Here is a 21,295-nt window from a genome sequence, read left to right as displayed (position 1 = left end):
TCGGCGTCGGGTTCTGCGTAGACAGCGACACTGGTCAGGCCCGCGTCTGCTGCAGCCCTGATCACCCGGACTGCGATCTCGCCGCGATTCGCGACGAGCACCTTGGTGATACGCGCACTGGCATGGCTGGGCACTGAGCCTCCTGTGGTTTCAAGTTGTTCGAGCAACAGTCACTACGACACGATTACAGACGTCTCTTCGGAGTGTAAGCACAGACACTCGCGCTTCCGAAACTGGATGGTGGTTATCGGGAAGCTCCCCAAAAAACTGGGAGATCGCTACTGATTGGTAGCAATGGGACCTGTCCGGGTGGGCAGCGCAACCGTCCCGGTATCGACCACCTCGTCGAGTATCCGCCGCAACGCGCCGACGTATCGGTGCACGTTGGCCGTCGCCAGTTCCGTGTTGGGGTAGCGGGCGGAGATGTTGACGCCCCGAGGGGTGCGGTTGATCCAGATGTAGACGTTGTGTTCGTACTGTTTGCTGCGCAGAGCGCGCGCATTCCAGTCGTGCCAGTGCTCCGCCATCGGCGCGAAGCGCACGTCCATGAACGACACGACGAATCGCGGGGTCGCCGACGACCCGAGCGCCCCGAAGACGCGGTCGAGCGGTACGCGGGCGATCGGCTTGGTGGTCGTCACCTGTTCCGTTGCTTTCGCGACTATCGCCCCGAACGAGTCGGCGTCGGAGATGTCGATCGTCAGGGGGCACAAGCCGACGAACCACCCGAGCGACGACGCCCACTGTGGTTGGTCACGTGTATGCACCGGCGTGACGGTCCGAAACTCGGTGTTCCCGGACAAGTCCGCCCCGACTACCGCGAGGGCGGCGAGCAGGCCCGAGAACAGACTGTGACCGGTCTTGCGGCACGCCACGGAAAACGCGTCCGCACGCTCGGCGTCGAGGACCCAGGCCGACAATCCGCCCTGAGCACTCGTGATGCTGTTCGGCTCCCCGAGGTCCAGCGGGAACTCGGGCAGTTGGCCGTCGCCCTCGTCGAGAAAGCGTCGCCAGGTCACGACGGCGTCGTGTGTGTTCTCGAGTTCGGCATGCACTCTCCGCTCGGACACGCCGAAGTCCAGGTAGCTGCCCGTCTCGAACAGTGCCGCCGACGCGCCGCCCGCGGCTTCGATGTAGAGCGCAGAGATCTCGTGCGCGACGAGAACCGTCGACAGCCCGTCGATGATCGAGTGGTCGGCCGCGAAGAAGACCGTGACCTTGCCGTCGTCGTCCGAGGCGCTGCGTTGTGACGGCAACGGTTCCAGCGTCACGAACGCGTAGGCGGGCCAGGCGAGTGGCGACGTGTACTCGTCGAACAAGTAGTGCAAATGCTCGAAGACCTCGCTGGAGTGCGCGCACGGCTCCTGCTCGACCTGCCAGATGTCGACGGCACCCTTCGCCGCCGTGACGCGGGAGAGAACGCCGGAATCCTCGTCGATGGACGCATGTGACCGCATCGACTCGTGGCGATCGATCCACGCCAGCACGGCGCGACGGAATGCGGGCTTGTTAAGCGGTCCCTGGATCTCGAATGCGGCACCGAGCCAACTCTCCCGGCCGCGGCGGGGGCTTGCGAGGCTGGTGCGGAGGTGCGCTTCGTGGACGTACGACGTCGGGCGGTCGTCCGGTCGCCAACCGGCGAGTGCGGGCGTGCTCGCATGCGGACCGACGCTGGGGATCCACTCGGTGATGGTGCCCGCAGGTATGGCGTAGTCCGCCAGCTCGGTGAACTCCATTCGGCAGAAACCCAACTCTCGCGATGTAAAGACAAATGCAAACGATCGCCGAGTGTACCGACCGAGGAGTGTATCGATCAAGACGGCCCGAGCTGGGTAGCCCGGGCCGCCTCGGCGACGACGCGGTGCTACTTCAGATGACGCTTGATCCGGGTCAGCATCGCCGACATGCCGCGTAGCCGCAGAGGGCTGACGGCGTCACCGAGTCCGAGTGCCAGATAGAAGTCGTCGGGGATGTCGAGAATCGTCTGTGCGCTGTGCCCGTCGAGACCCTGGTGCAGGATCGATGCGAACCCGCGGGTGGTCGGAGCCTCGGGAGGTGCACTGAAATAGAGCTTGATGCTCTCGCGGTCCGCGGCGTCGACCGACAGGAACAACGGCGACTGGCACTCCGGAACGGGTTCCATCGCCGCCTGCTCGAGATGTTCGGGAAGCGGGGGAAGTTCCCTGCTGAACTCGAGCAGCAGCTGCAGCTTGTCCTGGCCGTCGACCGCCGAGAAGTCCTCGACGATCTCGGCCAGCGACTCGGGTAGATCAGCCATGATTCACGACTTCGCAGGGGCGTCGCCGGGCTCGTCGCCACGAGCGATCGGCACACGCACGGCGTTGCCCCATTCGGTCCACGAACCGTCGTAGTTGCGCACGGCCTCGTGGCCGAGGAGATGCGTCAGCACGAACCAGGTGTGGCTCGACCGTTCTCCGATGCGGCAATACGCGATGACCTTGTCCTGGGTGACGACGTCTGCGTAGATGTCGTCCAGTTCTGCGCGACTGCGGAAGCGTCCGTCGCCGGCTGCAGCCTTGGCCCACGGGATGCTCACCGCGGTGGGGATGTGACCGCCGCGCAACGCGCCCTCTTCGGGGTAGTCGGGCATGTGAGTGCGCTCGCCGGTGTACTCCTGCGGCGACCGGACGTCGACGAGGGGAATGGTGCCGAGGCTCGACAGTACGTCCGATGCGAAGGCGCGAATCGGAGCGTCGTTGCGTTCGACGACGGGGTAGTCGGTGGCCGGGTATTCCGGGACGTCGAGGGTGGTCTCGCGGTTCTCGGCGAGCCATGCGTCACGACCACCGTCGAGGAGGCGTACGTCTTCGTGGCCGAACAACGTGAACACCCACAGTGCATACGCGGCCCACCAGTTGCTCTTGTCGCCGTAGATGACGACCGTGTCGTCGCGCGAGATGCCCTTGCGGCTCAGTAGCGCAGCGAACTGTTCTGCATCGATGTAGTCCCGGGTGACGGGGTCGTTGAGATCGACATGCCAGTCGATCTTCACGGCGCCGGGGATGTGGCCGACGTCGTAGAGAAGGACATCCTCGTCGGACTCGACGACCTTGAGACCGGGCGTGCCGATATGGGCGTTGAGCCACTGAGTGGACACGAGGCGGTCCGGGTGCGCATAGTCGGCGAACGTCGGGGTGGGATCTGCAGCTATGGGCACTTCTTCTTCGCTCCTAGGAGTCATCGAGCTCGCTGGTCCAGGACGGTGCAAGTCCTGGAACTTGCGAATCTCGGAACGTTCGAGTGATCGGAACCGACTGACCCTGTCGATCCTAGGCTCTCGGTCCGACGAGTGAGAGTTCATACGCCGCGACCGAGGTGGTGACGTGTGCGGCCAGTACCCGTGTGAGCTCCGCGGCGATGTTCTCGATGATTCGGTGTGCTTCGGGAGTGTCGGGGAATCGAGAACGAAGCGACAATCCGTCACGGGTGCGCGAGACCCAGAATTGGGCGTCGTCCGCCGTCGTCACGTTGCTGATGTGGTGGGCGTTCGACTCGGCGCAGTCCGCTCCCGGCACACCTCGATAGTCGATGTAGGACACCATGAACACGTCCTGCCGACTGCGGTGGAAGTTCTCACCCAGGGCCTCGAGAACGCGAGGAATCGGTACCGCTGCAAGCGGAAGAGCCGCGCGGAACGACGCGTGGGCGGCAGTCACCGTCTCGTCGAAATCGGCCCCGACGGTGACGGTCATCGGCGCGTTGGTGGTGAACCACCCGACCGCGCGCGAGAACTGCGGATCCCGACGCGTGTGCAGCGGAAACAGAAGTGGCAGTTGCGTCGGGCCACCGATGTTCGACGACGCCTGAGCCAGCGCGGCAGCGACCCCGGCGAACATTCCGGCACCGAGTTCGCGGCACCGATGCTCGAATCGTTCGGTGTCCTCGTCCGACGCCACGGCATGCACGGAGGTGGCCTGTGGTGCAGAAGAGCCTTGTGGCACACCGAGATCGAACGGGAACATCGGTGTCGTTCCTCCGCAGCCGGCGACGAAATCGGCCCACGACGCGATGCGCGGATCGCTCACGTCGGCCGCCGGGGTGTCTGCCTCGGTTCGGCAGTACTCGACGAAACTGCCGACCGACTCCAACGTCTGCTGCCGACCTGTACGCCTCGCGGTGTAGAACGACGCGATCTCTTCGGCGGCGACCGTCATAGACACGGCGTCGACGTGCGCGTGGTCGAATCCGCACAGCACGGTCGAGCGATCTCGGCGATCGACCGCGGCGAACGAGTACGACGGGCTGCGAGAGGGATGGCACAGCGCGTTCATGCGCACCCGAACGTGCGTGCTCAGCGACGACGAGTCGAATATCCGTGTGCGAACCGGACTTCCGATCTCCACCTCGGCGGGGGAGTGAATCCGGCGTCGGACGCCGGTGGAGTCGGCGTAGAACGACGTGCGAAGGGCCGGGTGTCGCTCGACGAACTGTGCGAACGCCCACGACAACGCGTCGACGTCGATACGACCGGGCACGTCGAACGCAACGGCAATCCAGACCGTCGACGTGTCCTCGGCGTTCTCCAACGCAGCCGACAGATGGAACGACTGGTTGAACGACGGTGCGACATCCGACAGGACTCCGTCACCGATCGACACCGGCCACTCCAGGTAGGTACCTGCAGCGCCGACGTATTCGGTGATCGACGTGACCTGCATGGCTCAGCGCCCCGCCGCGGCCGCTATGCGCTCGGTGATCGCGTAGTCACCTTCGCGTGCAATGGTTTCGAACACGTTCTGCAGATGTGAGTGGTAGCGCTCCACCGATGCTGCCGCGACAGCATTGTCCGGAACCTGCGCGCACAGATAGAAATGATCGGCATCGCGGTTGATCCACATCGACGCGTTCGCGGTAGTGCCTTCACCGGTGAAGTGTTCGGCACGCGTGTCGGCGGGGCGTCCTACACCAGGGAACCACCGGAAGTCGATGTAGGACAGCATGTTCGGACTGACGGCGAGTTCGCTGCCGAGGGTGCCGTCGGCGGCCAGAGCACCGAGTACGGCGTGTACAGGGGCAGCTGCGATCTTCTTCGCGTTCTCGAAACCCTCGTGTGCCCGTGCTGCGACGTCGGCGAACGTCGTCGCGCCTGCGACGGGGAATGCGACCGGCGCGAAGTTCACGAACCATCCCTGCGACTGGCCGTAGTCGCCCAGATGCCTGGTGCTCAGCACGGTGATTCCGAAATAGTCGTCGACTCCTGCGAGTTCATGATCGGTGATCGCCACGGCCGCGAATACCCCGCTGCTGATACGGGCTCCTGCAGCTTTGCATGCACGGTCGAGCGCGGCGGTCGCGTCGGCGTCGAGCAGGTGCCGTTCCACGATGCGTACCGGACCTCGTTCACCGTCGGCCAAGCCGAGATCCAACGGGAAACGTGGCATCCGGCCCGCGTTCTTCTCGAAGATCTTCTTCCACGCGAGGATTTCGGGCGACGTCGGTCCGTACTCCGCGGCGCGCGCGCGTTCCTCGATCGCGTAGTCGAGGTGGCTGCCTGCCTCGGCCGGGGTCGGCACCGTTTCGCCGATCTCGAGGGCGTACAGGTCGGCCAGTTCGCTGATGACCAGAGCTTGCGAACCGCCGTCGGTGAAGGCGTGGTCGGCGCCGTAGTACAGCGTGAATCCGCTCGCACGTTCGACCGCGCCGACGACGAAGCCAGGCCACTCGAAAGGCGTTGCCTCGGAGGAGAATCGGGCGCGTACATACGTCTGGAACTCGGCATCGGTGGCGAACGTGCCCGCCTCCGAAGGGGCGAACGAGGCGACGTCGGCCGACGCCAGGTGCCGCGTCACGACTCCGTCCCTGACCTCGAACCGGCACCGCAGTCCCTCGTGTCTCAGCACGTACGCCGTCAAGGCTCGAGACAATGCGTCGCGGTCCAGCGTGCCGTCGATCTCCGTGGCGACACCGGTATACGCATGGTGAACATCACCGCGAGCTTCTGCGGCGGCCACTGCACGCAGGTGGTCCTCCTGGAGAAACGCCGCAGGTGCCGGATGAACCGGAGCCGACGCCGCCGCGTCGAGCGCTGCAGGGGTGGGATGCCATTCCAGCAGCAGTCCGGGTTCGGGCTTCCAGTTGCTCATCGCGGTGATGATCATGAGTGCGTCCTACTTCCTAGTCGCGGCCCGCTCCGACGGTCTCGACCATTGCGTCGAGCTCGTGCTCCGGCTCCTCGACGACCGTCATGAGTACCGAGACGAATTCGGTGATGAACCGGTGAACATTGGTGGCTGCGATGTCGCCGCTCGGGAAGCGCGCAGAGATGTTGAGTCCCTGCAACGTGCGGTTGACCCAGAAGTAGACCTCGTTCTCGGCGTGGCATTCGCTGCGCAGCGCCCGCCCCTTCCGGTCCTGCCACTCGTGCGCGTCGGGCAGGAAGCGCAGGTCGATGTACGAGACCACGAAACGAGGAATCTCCGTCGACGTGAGCAGCGAGGCGACGCGGGAGTACGGAACCGAGGCGAGGCCCTTGTGCTCCTTACCGGCGCGCGCTGCGCACTCGAGCGCCTCGGCGAAGGTACTGGTGTCTGCGAGGTCGATCTGCATCGGCAGGATGCCGACGTACCAGCCGACGCTCGCAGCCCACTGCTCTTCGGATCTCGTGTGCATCGGCATGATCGTGCGGAACTTGTCGTTGCCGCTCAGCCGTGCACTGACGAGAGCGAGAGCGGCGAGAACGCCGGACTGCATGTTGTGGCCGGCCGACTTGCACGCTGCATTGAACTTCTCGACCTGGGCCGTGGTCAACAGCCACGACGAGACGCTGCTCTGACGCGTCGCAAGGTCGGTGGGGGCGACGTCGGCCGACAACGGCAATGGGAATGCCGGGAACCGGCCGTCTTCGACTGCCAGGAATCGCTCCCACGCCAGCACTGCATCGTGCTGAGCCGTCAGCGATTCGCCGAGCAGACGCTCGCTGGCGGAGAAGTCGACGTAGCTGCCGACCGCCGGAAGGTTGTGGTCCGTGCCGTCCAGTGCCTCGGCATACAGGCGGTCGAGTTCGTTGATCGCATAGATCTGGCTGTACGCGTCCATCACCGAGTGGTCCGCGGCGAAGATCATGAGGAACTTGTCCTGCTGCGGGGCGCTGGCTGCCACGTGTGGTTCGGGAACGACGGTGGCTGCCACGAAGTGGGGCCACGTCGTGGGGGACACGACATCCCTGAACCAGGACTCGAGATGATCGAACACCTGTGACTCGGACTTGGCCGTCGGGTCCTGCCGATCGTCGACGCTCACCGACCCGGACGGTGTCGTGTATCGGTGCCACGCGCCCGTCGTGTCGTCACGCTCGACGCGGGTGCGGAACGCTTCGTGGCGATCGATGTAGGCAACGATGGTTCGTCGAACGGCCTCGGCGTCGTAGCGACGGTGGATCTCGAAGACAGTTCCGATCCAGGAGCCGTCGTTGCCGCGGCCGGCGTGATCCTCGTGTGTGAAGGACATGCCACGGTCGTCCTGGCGCCACGCCGACTCGTCGGCGACTCGAGGGACCCATTCGGTCAGTCGCCCGGCGGGCAACGGATAGTCGGCCAGTTCGGTGTATTCCATCGGGTGTCGTCCAATTCCGAGCTCGGCCAGTGGTCACTGGCTACGTGAAGTAAAGCCCTGTCGTATTCGTATCGAACGCATTCCACGCCGTGCATGCATTTCCTCCGCCCCGACGCGGATGAATGCGGCTCACGCAGCGCTCGAATCCACCGGTCGCGAACATCTCGCGCACACGGTTTCGATCCGTGAAATACATTAGGGCGAATCGGCGGCCGAATCGCACCGCGAGGGAGTGTTGTTGATCACGTCCGTGCGCCCGATCTCTTCCTGCTGGTCGCCGACTCGGAGTCACACCGAACGTGTCCTGCGGCGATGTCGTCGATATATATTGTCGTGCAGCACGATTCGTAACGGTATTACCGGTAGGTAATGGCGATCTCCTCGTCGAACAGTGACGTCCAGTGCGGAAGAACAGGCCGAATCCAGTGACCTGCCCCACAATCGTTCAGTTGTCCGATCCGCTTCGTGATCGGCTTCGAATTATATGATCGATCAATTCATGGTATTGGCGTCTGAATTCGTCCCGCCGCATTTCGGGGTCCGTGTAGTACATTTCTTCGATGACCCGAATTGGATTTGCGGATCACTTATTCCTGCGAATGCATCATGGAATCGGTAATCCAGTCTTCAACCAGTTGCTGTGGTGGTTCGACGATCGACTATCGGGCGCAGAGTTGGAATCCCTGCATCGGAACCTGGCAGAAGGATTGCTGTCGCGGGCGGTCGACTCGCCCGTGTTGCCGACGGCCCGGCACAGATGGACGGCGTCGACCGATGCGCTTCCGCTCGACATCTCCGCCACGCCGCTCGACCCCGACGCAGTTCGGTGTTGGGCGGAGCAACGCGTGAGCGACGACATCGATCCGGAGCGCGGGCTCGGCTGGCAGTTGGCGGCGGCTCCTCTCGTCGACGGCGGGATGGTCGTGTCGCTGGTCTGCTCGCACATGGTCGCCGACGGTGCGGCGACGATCGCCGCGGTACGGCAGGCGAATCGTGAGCGCGCGAGCGTCGGTTCGGTCGACCTGGGGCGTGCACCGTCTTTCGTCCGAGGACTCGTCGACGACGTGAGCGACTCCTTCGGTCAGCTGAAACCCATCGCGTCGTGGGCTGCGACGAAGCTCGTCTCGGCCGTGCGCGCGACGGCCCCGGCCCCGGTCGTCCAGGCAGGTGACGAGCCGCGTCGAACCGTCGCGGGCGCCAATGTCGAACCCTGGAGCGCTCCCTACGTCGTCGTGGAATGTCCTGCGCGGGAGTGGCACGCGGCGGCGCAGGAATGGGGTGGCACGTCCAATTCGCTGCTGATCGGCGTGCTCACCGCGGTCTCCGAATCAGCGGGACGCGCGAAGCCGGGGGACGAGTTGCGGTGGTCCCTGCCGTTCAGCGATCGGGATGTCGACGACGTGACAGCCAACTCGACCAAGATCGTGCCCGTACGCGTTCCGGTAGCGAGCCGTGAGGATCGTGATCTGACCCGCATCCGGAAGGCGAGCAAGACTGCGTTCCAGGAGTTCGCGGCACGTCTGGCCGCGGGTACCACCACCGAGGCCATTCCACTGCCGTTGATTCAGATGCTTCCCGACTTCGTCGTGTCGAAGTTGCCGCAACCGTCCGACGGATCGGAAGGACTGTGTTCGAGCCTCGGGCGTCTGCCCGACGACGTCGTGACACTCGGCGGCGTGCGGGCGCGCAGCGTCGCCGCGAGGGCGACGTTCCACGGCGCCGACGCTGCCTTCGCTCGGTCGCTGGGTGGCGGGTCGACCGCATGGGCGACGGAAACGGAGGACACGGTCACCGTCACACTGCACGGTATGGACCCGGACCGTATGACGAGCGACGAGCAGATGCGCGACATCGTCGCCGAGGTACTGGGGCGGTGGAGCATCACCTACCGGTTCTGGTGATCACGATGTTCGGTGACCGACCATTCGACGAGATCGGCCGCGGCGCGCAGTGCGTCCTCGGGGCGGATGGCCGCGGCCGCAAGATCTCGGGCGGCGGCCGCCGTGCTGTCGGTGAGCAGGGTCTCGAGCGCGGCGGTGAGCGTAGTGCCGTCGAGTCGCGAGAACTTGGTCGATACGCCGGCCCCGAGTCCGACCAAGGCAGCGCCCCAGAACGGTTGATCGGCGCTGAACCAGCACACCATGGTCGGTAGGCCTGCTCGAATGCTCGCCGCCGTGGTCCCTGCCCCGCCGTGATGAATTGCCGCGCGGCACAGAGGAAATACCGATGCGTGATCGACCGGACCGACGACGGCAACCGGGGAAGCGTCGTCGATTCTCTCGTCGAATGCGCTCCAACCCGAGCTGATCAAGGCCCGCTGACCGGTGCGTTCGCACGCTTCGGTCACGATGTCGACGAGCGATGACGGATCCGGCACCGGCATGCTTCCGAATCCGAAGTACAGCGGTGCCGAACCGCGGTCGATCCAGGTGCGCAGCGTCGACCCCTCGGTGAGATCCGCGCCGAGAGACGAAGGGGCCGAGGACAATTCGAGGAAACCGACGAACGGACGCGACGGTCCCCACTCGTCGACCAATCCAGGGAACAGTGCGCCGTCGTACGCCTGTATCTCGGTGCCTCCATATGCCTCGACGCGTTTCGGTAGCGGGGCCGTGGCCTCGTCGAGGCCGAGGGACACGCGCTGCGCGTTCTCTCGACGACGCATCAAGCGCCAGCGCATCGTCTCGAGCAGTGACCACGTGGCCCGATTGACGACGGCCGGAAGCCGCCGGCCGGGGACCACGGACATCGATCCGTTGCGACGGACCGGACAATAATGCAGCGCGAGAAACGGAATGGCTTGTGCTTCAGCCATGTTGAACACCACTTCCTGGCCGAGCGTCCCCGTGAGGAGCGCATCCGCGCCGACGCTCATCTCGACGAGCTCGGCCACCATGTCGTCCCATCCGAGATTGGCCAACTCGGCGAGAGCGGCCACGCGGACGCGTGGATTGCGTGACTTGATCCGGACTCGTACGAGCTCCGATTCCAGTACCGCCTTGGTGTCGGGACCGAACGGGCGCACCGTGATTCGACCTGCGTCCCGGTGCTCGTCGGACGCCGCCGTTGCGAACTCGACCAGGTTCGGCGGTGCGCCGAAGACGACATCGTGCCCACGGCGGGCGAGTTCGACGCCGAGAGTGAGTCCCGGCTGCACGTCACCGCGACTTCCGGTGAACGGCAGGACGAACTTCATGTGGTGAGATCCCTTCGACCGGTGGTGCAGCATCTCGCAACCTACAGCACTCCGACGACCTGCGACATGTGGGCACAGTGGACGTAAGGTCAACGGCCAGCGGTTCTTTGGGTGAACTCACATCCGGCCGAGCGGAGTGCGGGAGGCGACGATAGTCTTCTTCGCGTGACTCGACTGACGTACGACGACGATCTCTTCCTGCGTATGGAGTGCGTCCTCGACGTACCCGTCGTCAATCAGATCGTCTGGCGGTTCGACGGACCGGTCCCGCAGTCGGCCCTCGATGCGATGTGGCACAACCTCGATGCAGGTCCGATCAACCGAACCGTGCAGCGAGTGCATGTTCCCGGCGCGCGCGACAAGTGGGTGCGAGCGACTGCACCGTCGTTACCACTGCACACCGATTCCGCGACCGTTCCGGCGTCGGACCTCACCGGCTGGATGCAGGAACGCGCGGCTGTACGGCTGGACCCGTTGAACGGTCCGGTATGGCAACTGGCCACTGCGTCGCTGGGCGACGGCGGCAGCATCGTGTCCCTCGTTGCTTCGCACGTCGTGGGCGACGGTGGTGCGCTGACGTCGGCAGCCATCGCCGCGCTCCAGGGCCCGGGCGAGCCCGACGACTTCCGGACGGCATGGGATCACGTCGGCGAGCGCGACGTGCGCGACGCGCTCGGCCAACTCGCCGCGGCGACGTCCGGTGCGGCCACGGCCTTGGTCAGGACGGTCCGGGGTGCACGGGGCGGGGGCAAGGCGGCGTCCGGACCGACGACGTCGGTCGTGTCCGTTGTCGATGCATCCGTCACAGGTCCGTTCGTGCCGAGCACCGTCGTCGTCGACTGTGACGCCTCGCAATGGGCCGATACTGCTCGTCGGGCAGGCGGTAGCGCGAACAGCCTGCTCGTCGCCATCGCCCTCGGTGTTCTGACCGCCAGCGGCCGCGTGGACGAATCCGATGCGGTGAGAGTGTCGCTTCCGGTCAGCACACGCGTGCCGGGTGACGTCCGCGCGAACGCAACGTCCGGGGTCTCGATCCACGTCGACGGCGGGGCAGGCTGGCGCACCGACCTCGGCCCGATCCGACGGGACAGCAAGACGGCGTTCACGACACTCTCCGACGCGACACGGTCGACGTTCGACCTGACGAAGCCTTTGATGCAGATGCTGCCGGACAAGATCGTCGAGAAGGCGGCAGCGTCGGGGACAGCGCCACTGTGCCTGTGCTCCAACCTGGGCCCCCGTGGGTCGATGTTGTGCGTCGTCGGCGACGTGGCCGCGCGGTCGGTCGCGATGCGGTCCATCACGCAGAACACCACTGCCGAACTGCTGCGGCGAACCAAGGGCGGCGTGAGTGTCTGGTGGAACACATCGGGTGAACGTGCCACCTTGTGCGTCACGGGCCTCGACCCCGACCGCTTCCCGACGCGTTCGCGTCTGCGTGAGTTGGTCGACGCGGAATGCCGGAGATGGGAGCTGACCCCGGAGTTCTGGTGAGGCTATGCTTGTCCACCGATTCCGCAGTGGATGAAGCAAGCATGCTCGAGAAGGGGATGGAACATGGCAGTTGTCGTGTTGTTCGGTTCTGAGACCGGCACAGCAGAGGAAGTCGCCGACAAGATCGCAGAGGTCCTGGACGACCACGACGCGGAAGTTCGGGACATGCTCGAGTACGAGGTCTCGGATATCGACGTCGACGACTTCCACGTCATCATCTGCTCCACGTACGGAGACGGGGAGCTGCCCACAGGCGCTCAGCCGTTCTTCGATGCGCTAGACGAGGACGCCCCCGACCTCAGTGGTCTGCGCTTCGCTCTGTTCGGTCTTGGTGACCGCGTGTACGAGGACACCTTCAATCGCGGTGGTGAGATCATCGCAGAGAAGCTGGTCCAGCTGGGGGCGACTCAGGTGCACGAGCACGCACGCCACGACAGCAGCTCGAGCGTCAAGCCCAAGGCCCAGGCCGAGGAATGGGCACGCGAGCTCAGCGGGCTACTGGTCGGCTGAGCGGACTCCCTCTCGGGCCCAGAGATCGGCCAGCGACGTTCCGACGTCGATGAGCAACCGCCGTACGAGCGGAAGGCCGATCCCGATGACGCTGGACGGATCCCCCTCGATGCGGTCGACGAACCAGCCGCCGAGTCCGTCCAGCGTGAACGCCCCAGCCACGGACAGTGGCTCCCCGGACGCCAGATAGGCCTCCAGATCCTCGGTCGACGGCTCGGCGAAATGAATTGTCGTTGAACTGCATTCGGCGGCCGTTGCGACGACGCGACCACCCGACACGCGCACGACGGCATGGCCGGTCAGCAGATCCCCCGACCCGCCGGCCATCGTCGCCCACCGTTCACGAGCCACGTCGACCGTGTGGGGCTTGCCCTGCAGAGCTCCACCGATGGACAACATCGAATCGCACCCGACCACGACGGCGTCGTCGAACTCACCGATGACTGCCTCGGCCTTCGCCTGCGCCAACGTCACGACGACGTCCTCCGGCGCAGCATCGTCACCGAGCTGGGCGGTCAGGGCATCCTCGTCGACGCCGGACACACGCACGACCGGCTCGACGCCCGCATTCCGCAACACCAGCAAGCGTGCGGGCGACGCCGACGCGAGAACGAAAAGAGTCACCTCGGGTCAGTAACGCCGAGAAGCCGCGAACGAGTACGGCGAGTACGGCGCGAACGTCCGATGCATCGACGACGGGTCACCCCACAGCTCGGGCGGACGAGAGTCCGTCACCGGAGCCGACGACGATGCTGCAGCAGCCGACAGCACCGCCACCAGCGCCGCGATCTCCTGGTCGGAAGGATTGCCCTTCACGACCCGAATCGCCGCCTGCAACTCGCTCACTGCGTCCTGATTCGCTTCGCCGCTCACGGTGTCATGATTCGCTTCGCCGCTCATAGTGGGATGTTTCCGTGCTTCTTCGGTGGCAGGGTGACTTGTTTGCGTTCGAGCAGGCGGAGTGCGGAGACGATCTGTCCTCGGGTGTGCGACGGCGGGATGACGGCGTCGAGGTAGCCGCGTTCGGCGGCGATGTACGGGTTCACCAACGTGTCCTCGTATTCCTGCTGCAGCTTCAAGCGCAATGCGTCGACGTCTTCACCGTTCTTGGCGGCTTCGAGGAGCTGCTTGCGGTAGACGAAGCCGACGGCACCGCTCGCGCCCATGACGGCGATCTGTGCGGTCGGCCAGGCGAGGTTCACATCGGCACCCATGTGCTTGGAACCCATGACGTCGTAGGCGCCGCCGTACGCCTTACGGGTGATGACGGTGATCTTCCCGACCGTCGCTTCACCGTAGGCATACAGCAGTTTCGCGCCGCGGCGGATGATGCCGTTGAACTCCTGCCCGGTGCCGGGCAGGAACCCGGGGACGTCGACCAACGTGATGATGGGGACGTTGAACGCATCGCACGTACGCACGAAGCGTGCGGCCTTCTCGGAAGCATCGATGTCGAGGGTGCCGGCGAACTGGGTGGGCTGGTTGGCGACGATCCCGACGCTGCGGCCGTCGACGCGTCCGAAGCCGACGATGATGTTGCGGGCGCGGCCTTCTTGGACTTCGAGGAATTCGTCGTCGTCGAGGATGCGGCGGATGACCTCGTGCATGTCGTACGGGGTGTTCGGCGAATCCGGAATCAACGTATCCAGTTCGAGGTCTTCCTCGGTGAGGTTGTCCTCGATGGAACCCGAGATCGGATCCGACGGGATCGTCCGGGGTGCTTCGGCGCGGTTGTTCGACGGTAGGTAGCCGAGCAGGTCGCGGACGTAATCCAACGCATCTTGTTCGCCGGAGGCGACGTAGTGCGCGACACCGGACTTCTCCATGTGGGTGTGAGCGCCGCCGAGTTCTTCCATGGTGACGTTCTCGCCGGTGACGGTTTTGATGACGTCGGGTCCGGTGACGAACATCTGCGAGGTGCCGTCGACCATGACGACGAAGTCGGTCAGGGCGGGGGAGTAGACGTGTCCACCGGCTGCGGCACCCATGACCAGGGAGATCTGGGGGATGACGCCGGAGGCTTGGACGTTGCGGTGGAAGATTTCGCCGTAGAGCCCGAGGGAGACGACGCCTTCTTGGATGCGGGCGCCTGCGCCTTCGTTGATGCCGATCAGGGGGCGTCCGGTCTTGATGGCGAGGTCCATGACCTTGACGATTTTTTCGCCGTAGATTTCGCCCAGGCTGCCGCCGAAGACGGTGACGTCTTGGGAGAAGATGCAGACGTCGCGGCCGTCGATGGTGCCGAAGCCGGTGACGACGCCGTCGCCGAAGGGGCGGTTCTCGCCCAGGCCGAAGTTCTGGCTGCGGTGGCGGGCGAGGGCGTCCATCTCGACGAAGGAGCCGTCGTCGAGCAGTGCGGTGATGCGTTCGCGGGCGGTGAGCTTGCCCTTGGCATGCACCTTCTCGATCGCTGCCTCGCCGGACGGTGCCATCGCTGCTTCGCGGCGGCTACGCAGGTCGGCGAGCTTGCCGGCCGTGGTGTGAATGTCGGGCTTCTCAGCCGAACCCTGCGCAGTCGAATCCTGGACACTGGTCATGGGCAAACACTTTAACCACGACTGTGGGGTGCATCCCGACCCAGGGGCGCGTTGGGGACGCGGTCTTCGGCGCTACCGGTCGGCAGGCGGTCCTGCCCTTTCGGTCGGGGCAATATGCTCTAGGACCATGTGGACCAACCTCGACCGACCACCCCTCGACGTCTCGGCTCTTCGGCGCGCTCTCGTCGACGGACCGCAAGCCTCCTGGTCGAGGCTGGATGTGGTCGACGAGACGGGCTCGACCAACGCGGACCTGCTGGCAAACGCGGACAGCCTCGCCGACCGCACGGCCCTTGTCGCCGAGCATCAGGCCAGTGGCAGGGGTCGGCACTCGCGGCCGTTCTCGGGTCCACCTCGATCACAACTGTTGATGTCGGTTCTCGTGAAATTCCCAGGGATCGACCCGGCCGTGCTCGGCTGGCTCCCGCTTCTCACCGGAGTGGCCGTCGTCGACGCCCTGCGTACCGTCGCCGCAGTCGACGCCGCCCTCAAATGGCCCAACGACGTCCTCATCGAAGGCAGGAAGGTGGCGGGCATCCTCGCGGAGGTGGCAGTGCACGGCCAGACACCTGCGGTCGTCGTCGGGATCGGGTTGAACGTGTCGATGACACGGGACGAGTTGCCGGTGCCGACCGCGACGTCCCTCGTCCTCGAAAATGCAGCGGTGTCCGACCGCGACACCGTGCTCCGGGCGATTCTGCGAGGCATCGGTGCCGAGGTCGATTCCTGGAAGAACTCGGGATGGAACACCGAGAGCCTGGCCAGTCGATACCGGGAACGCTGCGACACCGTGGGTCGGCGAGTGCGAGTGGAGCTACCGGCAGACAAACAGATCCTCGGCACGGCGGTCGACGTAGATCAGCAGGGCAGAATCGTCGTCCGCGACGACGAGACCGGAGAACCGATTGCCGTCGCCGCGGGCGACGTGACTCATCTTCGGGCGATCGAGGCCGACTGACCCTCCGCCGCGTCCGAGTCCTCTACGGAGCTTGGATTCGCGTCGGATCCCAGGTTGCCACGGCCCAGATGACGACGAGGTCGATCGCAATGATCAGGATCGACCACAGCGGGTAGTACGGCAGCCACAGGAAGTTGGCGATGATCGACAGCGATGCGACGACGATCGCGACGAACCGCGCCCATGTCGCGCCGGAGAACAGCCCGATACCTGCCAGCAGGAGTAGGACGCCGACGACGAGGTGGACCCAGCCCCAGGTCGTGACGTCGAACTCGTAGGTGTAGTTGTATCCGACGACCAGCAGATCGTCCTTCGCGATCGCAGATATGCCCTGGAAGATGGACAGAATTCCGACCGTCAACAGAATGATCGACGCTGCGATCGCACCCCCCGCTGCGGCACCTTGACGGTGATTCGCCCTGGTCGCGGTTTCTTCGCGCTTGATTTGATCGGTCATGTGCTTCGCCCCTTTCGAAGTTGCCCTCCATTGTCGAGCGCGGGGCGAGCGGACACATCATCCGTACCGGATGATGTGTGCCGTCGGGACCTGCGACGACACTGTCTGTCGGACCGCAGGGGGACTCATGACACAACCCGAGTTCGAGACACAGCGTGACACCGCGGTAGAGCCCGCAGCGTGGTCGATGCCGCGCGGGGTGATCGTGCTCCTCGGCATCGCCGCGCTCGTGGTCGCCGTCGCGGGCACTCGAGCGTTCTCGGGCGTCGTCGGGCCGACGTTCCTCGCGCTCATGCTGACCGTCGCCGTCCATCCCTTCCCCGATTGGTTGCGTCGCAAGGGATTTCCCACCTGGCTCGCCACCGTCTCCGCGATTCTCGTGGTGTACGCCATCCTGGGGGTCCTCGTACTGTCGCTCGTGTTGTCGACGGCACGGCTGGCAACGTTGCTTCCGACGTATGCCGACGACTTCGACGGACTCGTCGCCGATGTTCAGAAGCTGTTGTCGGACAATGGGATCGGGCAGGATCAGATCCATCAACTGCTGTCGGAACTCGATGCGTCGACCATCTTCGGGTTGCTGGACGGCATTCTGACCGGAGCGCTCGGGATCTTCTCGAACCTGCTGTTCGTCCTCGTCCTGCTGTTGTTCATGGCGGTGGACGGAAGCACCTACTCGTCACGGACGGCGACGCTGCTGCGTACGCGGCCGGACATCGCGGGCGCGTTTCGGTCGTTCTCGTCGGGGACCCGCACCTATCTGGTGGTGTCGACCGTCTTCGGATTGATCGTCGCCGTCATCGACGCGGGCGCACTGTGGGCGATGGGGATTCCGCTGCCCATCCTCTGGGGACTGTTGTCGTTCATCACCAACTACATACCGAACATCGGCTTCGTGATCGGTGTGATCCCGCCCGCCCTCATCGCACTGCTTCAGGGCGGGCCGACGCTGATGATCGCGGTCATCGTCGTCTACAGCGTCGTCAACGTCGTGATCCAGTCGATCATTCAACCGAAGTTCGTCGGTGATGCCGTCGGACTCTCGGTGACGTTGACGTTCCTGTCACTTGTTTTCTGGTCGTGGGTGCTCGGCCCGCTCGGCGCCATCCTCGCGATCCCGTTGACGCTGATGGCGAAGGCTCTGCTGGTGGACATCGATCCGGCGACGAGATGGGTCGACGTGCTGGTGTCGAGCGGTCCGCCGGCCGAGGTAGAGGAGACGGGAAGCCCACCGCCGGTGCAGGACTCCGACGACGCCGAAGTCGTGGAAGGATCGCCTCACACGGACAAGGATTCACCCGAGGAGTGACGCGATGGGCTACCCGGACGACGCGCTGGCCGACGAGGAAGAACTGCTGCTGCATCATCACCCGCACTGGAAGATGTTGGTGCTACCCGCCCTGACGTTCATCGTGATCACGGCTGTCGCCGGATTCACTGTCGGCGTCGTCGGGGCCCGCCTCGAGGGAACCGGTTCGACGGTCGCGCTGATCGTCACGGGTGTGATCTGGGCCGTCGTCGTCGGGTGGCGATGCGTCGCACCGCTCATCAGTTGGCAGTGCACGCATTTCATCGTCACCGACCGCCGTGTCCTCGTGCGGCAGGGCGTCATCACGCATTCGGGGATCGACATTCCGATGGGCCGGATCAGCAACGTCCAGTTCCGGCACGGTCTCGTCGACCGAATGCTGGGTACGGGCACGCTGATCATCGCGTCGGCGTCCGACGACCCGCTCGAGTTCGACGACATCCCACGCGTGCAGCGAGTGCATTCCCTGCTGTATCAACAGGTGTTCGACGCGTTGGAGATTCGCCGCGACGCCCCGTACGGCGGAGAGATTTCCGAGGCCGACTCCGACGGTTCGGCGAAGCGCGGATGGCGTGCCGGGCGACGTCGTTAGCGCGGCGGCGACGTTCGCCGGAATACACCGTTCTCACAGATTCGGACCGTAGTCTTACGTGGTGACCGATGTGCTCCTGGCAGAAGACGACGAAGCAATTGCTGCACCCCTTGCGCGGGCTCTGACCCGTGAGGGTTACACGGTGACGGTCGAGCAAACCGGACCCGCCGCGTTGGAACGAGCACTCGAAGGCAGCTACGACCTGCTGATTCTCGACCTCGGGCTCCCGGGTATGGACGGTCTGGAGGTATGCCGCCAGGTCCGCGCCAACAGCTCCGAACTCGCGGTGCTCATGCTCACCGCTCGGACCGACGAAGTCGACTTCGTCGTCGGCCTCGACGCGGGCGCCGACGACTACGTCGGCAAGCCGTTCCGACTCGCGGAGCTGATGGCACGCGTCCGAGCGCTGCTGCGACGGCGCGGGCCGGGGGAGGACACCCCCGTCGAGGTCGGTGCGATCAGGCTCGAACCCGCGGCGCGACGCGTACTCGTCAACGGCACCGAGATCTCCCTCGCCAACAAGGAGTACGAACTGTTGAAGGTCCTGCTCGATCACGCCGGGCAGGTCGTCTCACGCGAGACGATCCTGCGTGAGGTGTGGGGCGACGCGGAGCTCCGTGGATCCAAGACGCTCGACATGCACATGTCGTGGCTGCGTCGAAAGATCGGCGACGAGGGGCCGGTCGCCGAACGCAGGATCGCGACGGTCCGCGGCGTCGGGTTCCGCATCAACAACGACTAGGCGAAAACACATGCGTCGCCGCATTCTTCAGTCGATCCTGGCCGTCGTCATCCTCACGGCGCTGCTGCTCGGACTGCCTCTGATGTACACCGCGTGGCTGTGGGTCGAGGATTTCACGCGCGACGACCTGCAACGCCGCCTCGATCGCATGGCGTCGGAGATCCTGTCCCAGGAAGGCGACGCAGGCATGGTCCAGGGCGAACTCGACATCGGTTCGCTCCGACTGGCGATCCCGCAGGACGGGCGGCTGATCGTCGTCTTCCCGACGCCGGAGGATGCCGCGTCCCGCGTCGACATCGGCGAGGCATTCGTGCCGCAGCCGCTCGTCGAGTCCCTGTCCATGGGAACGTCCGGTTCGCTGCGTCTCGAGGTCCCGTCCGACGACATGCGCACGCTCCAGAAGCAAGCGGTCGGCGCGGTCGGGCTGCTGGTGCTGGCGTCGATTCTGACGGGCACGGCAATCGCGGTACTGACCGCGAAGAAGCTGTCGGATCCGCTGCGCGACGTCGCCGGACGCGCAGCGCGGCTTGCCGAAGGTGACTTCCGCCCCGACTCGAGACGCCACGGCATCGCCGAGCTCGATCGTGTGTCGGACGTGCTGGATTCGGCGACTGTCGAGATCGCGGGACGGCTTCAACGCGAGCACGCCCTCGTCGCCGATGTCTCGCATCAGCTTCGCAGCCGGCTGACGGCTGTCCGCCTGCGCCTGGACGAGTTGTCGACGCATCCGGATCCGGATGTCGTCGGCGAGGCCGAAGAAGCGATGGCGCAGGTGGATCGACTCACGCTGGCGATCGACGAGCTGGTTCGCTCGTCACGCAGCGACGGTGCTCCCGGCGCTCAGGAAGTGCCCGTCATCGAGGAACTGAGCGGTGTCGTCTCCGAGTGGCAACCCAACTTCCGCGACGCAGGTCGTGCACTCGAGCTGAAGGGTGACGAGTCGCTGACGGCATCGGTCACCGGAGCGCGGCTGCGTGAGGCCGTGTCGGTTCTGGTCGACAACGCCCTGACTCACGGCGGCGGTCTGTGCACGGTCGCGGTGAGGCTCGTCCCCGCGCTCGAGACCGCCGAACGTCGGCGTGAGCCGCTGGTCTGTGTCGAGGTGTCGGACGAGGGCAGCGGTGTCAGCAACGAACTTGCGCCGCACATCTTCGATCGAGGGTTCTCCGGTGCCGGGTCGACCGGCGTCGGACTTGCGTTGGCGCGTGCACTCGTCGAAGCCGACGGTGGCCGCCTCGAACTGCAGCGGCGCAAGCCCGCGTTGTTCTCCGTCTTCATTCCCGCGTTCCGGGAACCCGCGGGGTCGATCTCGCGGGTACGTGAACCGCGCTAGCTGTGCCCGAGCTGCTCTTCGGCAGCTTCCTCGGGCGTCGGGTCGTAGTCCGTCGATCCGGCGGCCGCGCCACGCGCGTTCTCGTCGGGAAAGGCGAACTTGCGTAGTGCCCAGAACCGGAATGCCATCTGCATCAGATTGCCGATGATGTAGTTCAGCACGAAGTCGAGAATGACCAACATGGTCAGGCTCGTGTGGCCTTCTCGGATGTCGAACAGGTTGTTGGCGATGAACAGCGGTGCGGCGGAGAGAAGCACGCCGATGCCGCTGATGGCGAAGAACAGAAGTGCCTCGTGGTGGCGTTCTCGGCCGCCGCGGTTCTTGAACGACCACTCGCGATTGAGGATGTAACTCAGGATGGTCGCCATCACGCCGGAGATGACCTTGGCGACGACAGGCTTCGGTTCGAGGATCGTCAGGCTGAGGGAGTAGAAGATCGCCAGGTCGAACACCATGGTCGTGCCGCCGACTATCGCGAACTTGATGAGTTCGCTGTGACGAATCGCCAGGTCCCGAACCGGTCCGGGCAGGCGATGGATCACGTTGTCGATCAGAGGCACAACGAAGGAGTCTACGAAACGAGATGCTGTTTCAA

General features: G+C 65.0%; 21 protein-coding genes. 8 read left to right on the top strand and 13 right to left on the bottom strand.

The features are described from left to right. The 7 genes from CHB96_RS21905 to CHB96_RS21875 form a co-directional block, all read right to left on the bottom strand. A partial coding sequence (locus tag CHB96_RS21905) for a biotin carboxylase N-terminal domain-containing protein (RefSeq protein WP_141136528.1) occupies positions 1-134 on the bottom strand: 134 nt, incomplete at its 3' end. A gap of 144 nt (positions 135-278) precedes the next feature. Continuing rightward, a complete protein-coding gene (locus CHB96_RS21900) occupies positions 279-1,736 on the bottom strand; it encodes a condensation domain-containing protein (protein WP_089250191.1) in 1,458 nt (485 codons plus the stop codon). Positions 1,737-1,864: 128 nt separating this feature from the next. Then, on the bottom strand, positions 1,865-2,278 hold the full coding sequence (locus CHB96_RS21895; protein ID WP_089250189.1) for a SufE family protein: 414 nt from the start codon (positions 2,276-2,278) through the stop codon (positions 1,865-1,867). 3 nt (positions 2,279-2,281) lie between these two features. Then, on the bottom strand, positions 2,282-3,178 hold the full coding sequence (locus CHB96_RS21890) for a sulfurtransferase (protein ID WP_089250187.1): 897 nt from the start codon (positions 3,176-3,178) through the stop codon (positions 2,282-2,284). Positions 3,179-3,290: 112 nt separating this feature from the next. Continuing rightward, the gene (locus CHB96_RS21885) at positions 3,291-4,679 is read right to left on the bottom strand and encodes a condensation domain-containing protein (RefSeq protein WP_089250185.1); all 1,389 of its coding nucleotides are present in this window, start codon (positions 4,677-4,679) and stop codon (positions 3,291-3,293) included. Between the two features lie 3 nt (positions 4,680-4,682). Continuing rightward, positions 4,683-6,119: a condensation domain-containing protein gene (locus CHB96_RS21880; protein ID WP_089250183.1), complete on the bottom strand. Its 1,437-nt coding sequence runs from the start codon at positions 6,117-6,119 to the stop codon at positions 4,683-4,685. A 16-nt stretch (positions 6,120-6,135) separates the two neighbouring features. Further along, positions 6,136-7,572 (bottom strand): condensation domain-containing protein, encoded by a 1,437-nt coding sequence (locus CHB96_RS21875; protein WP_089250181.1) that lies wholly within the window; start codon positions 7,570-7,572, stop codon positions 6,136-6,138. Between the two features lie 599 nt (positions 7,573-8,171). Between CHB96_RS21875 and CHB96_RS21870 the strand changes: the two genes are divergently transcribed. Next, positions 8,172-9,473, top strand: coding sequence for a hypothetical protein (locus CHB96_RS21870; RefSeq protein WP_089250179.1), 1,302 nt, complete (start codon positions 8,172-8,174; stop codon positions 9,471-9,473). On the opposite strand, the gene CHB96_RS21865 is transcribed toward CHB96_RS21870, so the two are convergent. Further along, positions 9,458-10,768: a glycosyltransferase gene (locus tag CHB96_RS21865; protein WP_089250177.1), complete on the bottom strand. Its 1,311-nt coding sequence runs from the start codon at positions 10,766-10,768 to the stop codon at positions 9,458-9,460. The genes CHB96_RS21870 and CHB96_RS21865 overlap by 16 nt on opposite strands. A gap of 165 nt (positions 10,769-10,933) precedes the next feature. Between CHB96_RS21865 and CHB96_RS21860 the strand changes: the two genes are divergently transcribed. Both CHB96_RS21860 and CHB96_RS21855 read left to right on the top strand, forming a co-directional pair. Then, the gene (locus CHB96_RS21860; protein ID WP_089250175.1) at positions 10,934-12,262 is read left to right on the top strand and encodes a condensation domain-containing protein; all 1,329 of its coding nucleotides are present in this window, start codon (positions 10,934-10,936) and stop codon (positions 12,260-12,262) included. Positions 12,263-12,325: 63 nt separating this feature from the next. Next, entirely contained in the window at positions 12,326-12,772 is a 447-nt protein-coding gene (locus tag CHB96_RS21855) for a flavodoxin domain-containing protein (RefSeq protein ID WP_089250173.1), read from the top strand. Here the strand turns inward: CHB96_RS21855 and CHB96_RS21850 are convergent. Genes CHB96_RS21850 through CHB96_RS21840 form a run of 3 tightly spaced genes read right to left on the bottom strand, consistent with a single transcriptional unit; the run spans position 12,758 to position 15,309 of the window. Beyond that, positions 12,758-13,396, bottom strand: coding sequence for a Maf family protein (locus tag CHB96_RS21850; RefSeq protein ID WP_089250171.1), 639 nt, complete (start codon positions 13,394-13,396; stop codon positions 12,758-12,760). The two genes, CHB96_RS21855 and CHB96_RS21850, sit on opposite strands and share 15 nt — an antisense overlap. A 6-nt stretch (positions 13,397-13,402) precedes the next feature. Continuing rightward, a complete protein-coding gene (locus tag CHB96_RS21845; RefSeq protein WP_089250169.1) occupies positions 13,403-13,672 on the bottom strand; it encodes an acyl-CoA carboxylase subunit epsilon in 270 nt (89 codons plus the stop codon). Further along, entirely contained in the window at positions 13,669-15,309 is a 1,641-nt protein-coding gene (locus CHB96_RS21840) for an acyl-CoA carboxylase subunit beta (protein ID WP_089250167.1), read from the bottom strand. The genes CHB96_RS21845 and CHB96_RS21840 overlap by 4 nt, the downstream gene beginning before the upstream one ends. Before the next feature lie 127 nt (positions 15,310-15,436). Here CHB96_RS21840 and CHB96_RS21835 point away from each other — a divergent pair, with 127 nt between their 5' ends. After that, positions 15,437-16,267, top strand: a complete 831-nt coding sequence (locus CHB96_RS21835; protein WP_089250165.1) for a biotin--[acetyl-CoA-carboxylase] ligase — start codon at positions 15,437-15,439, stop codon at positions 16,265-16,267. Positions 16,268-16,289: 22 nt separating this feature from the next. Here the strand turns inward: CHB96_RS21835 and CHB96_RS21830 are convergent, their stop codons facing one another. Then, positions 16,290-16,724 carry a DUF7144 family membrane protein gene (locus CHB96_RS21830; RefSeq protein WP_089250163.1) on the bottom strand — a complete coding sequence of 145 codons (435 nt, stop codon included), beginning with the start codon at positions 16,722-16,724 and terminating at the stop codon, positions 16,290-16,292. Positions 16,725-16,851: 127 nt separating this feature from the next. Here CHB96_RS21830 and CHB96_RS21825 point away from each other — a divergent pair, with 127 nt between their 5' ends. From CHB96_RS21825 to CHB96_RS21810, 4 genes are all read left to right on the top strand, one after another. Continuing rightward, on the top strand, positions 16,852-18,033 hold the full coding sequence (locus CHB96_RS21825; RefSeq protein WP_245866000.1) for an AI-2E family transporter: 1,182 nt from the start codon (positions 16,852-16,854) through the stop codon (positions 18,031-18,033). A gap of 4 nt (positions 18,034-18,037) precedes the next feature. Beyond that, on the top strand, positions 18,038-18,625 hold the full coding sequence (locus CHB96_RS21820) for a PH domain-containing protein (RefSeq protein WP_089250161.1): 588 nt from the start codon (positions 18,038-18,040) through the stop codon (positions 18,623-18,625). 61 nt (positions 18,626-18,686) lie between these two features. Then, entirely contained in the window at positions 18,687-19,367 is a 681-nt protein-coding gene (locus tag CHB96_RS21815; RefSeq protein WP_089250256.1) for a response regulator transcription factor, read from the top strand. 10 nt (positions 19,368-19,377) lie between these two features. Then, on the top strand, positions 19,378-20,700 hold the full coding sequence (locus tag CHB96_RS21810; protein ID WP_089250159.1) for a sensor histidine kinase: 1,323 nt from the start codon (positions 19,378-19,380) through the stop codon (positions 20,698-20,700). On the opposite strand, the gene CHB96_RS21805 is transcribed toward CHB96_RS21810, so the two are convergent. After that, on the bottom strand, positions 20,697-21,260 hold the full coding sequence (locus CHB96_RS21805) for a GtrA family protein (RefSeq protein WP_089250157.1): 564 nt from the start codon (positions 21,258-21,260) through the stop codon (positions 20,697-20,699). The genes CHB96_RS21810 and CHB96_RS21805 overlap by 4 nt on opposite strands. Positions 21,261-21,295: the final 35 nt, after the last annotated feature.

The sequence above is a fragment of the Rhodococcoides kyotonense genome (assembly GCF_900188125.1).
Taxonomy (GTDB): domain Bacteria; phylum Actinomycetota; class Actinomycetes; order Mycobacteriales; family Mycobacteriaceae; genus Rhodococcoides; species Rhodococcoides kyotonense.
This window is presented reverse-complemented; position numbering and strand designations above follow the sequence as displayed.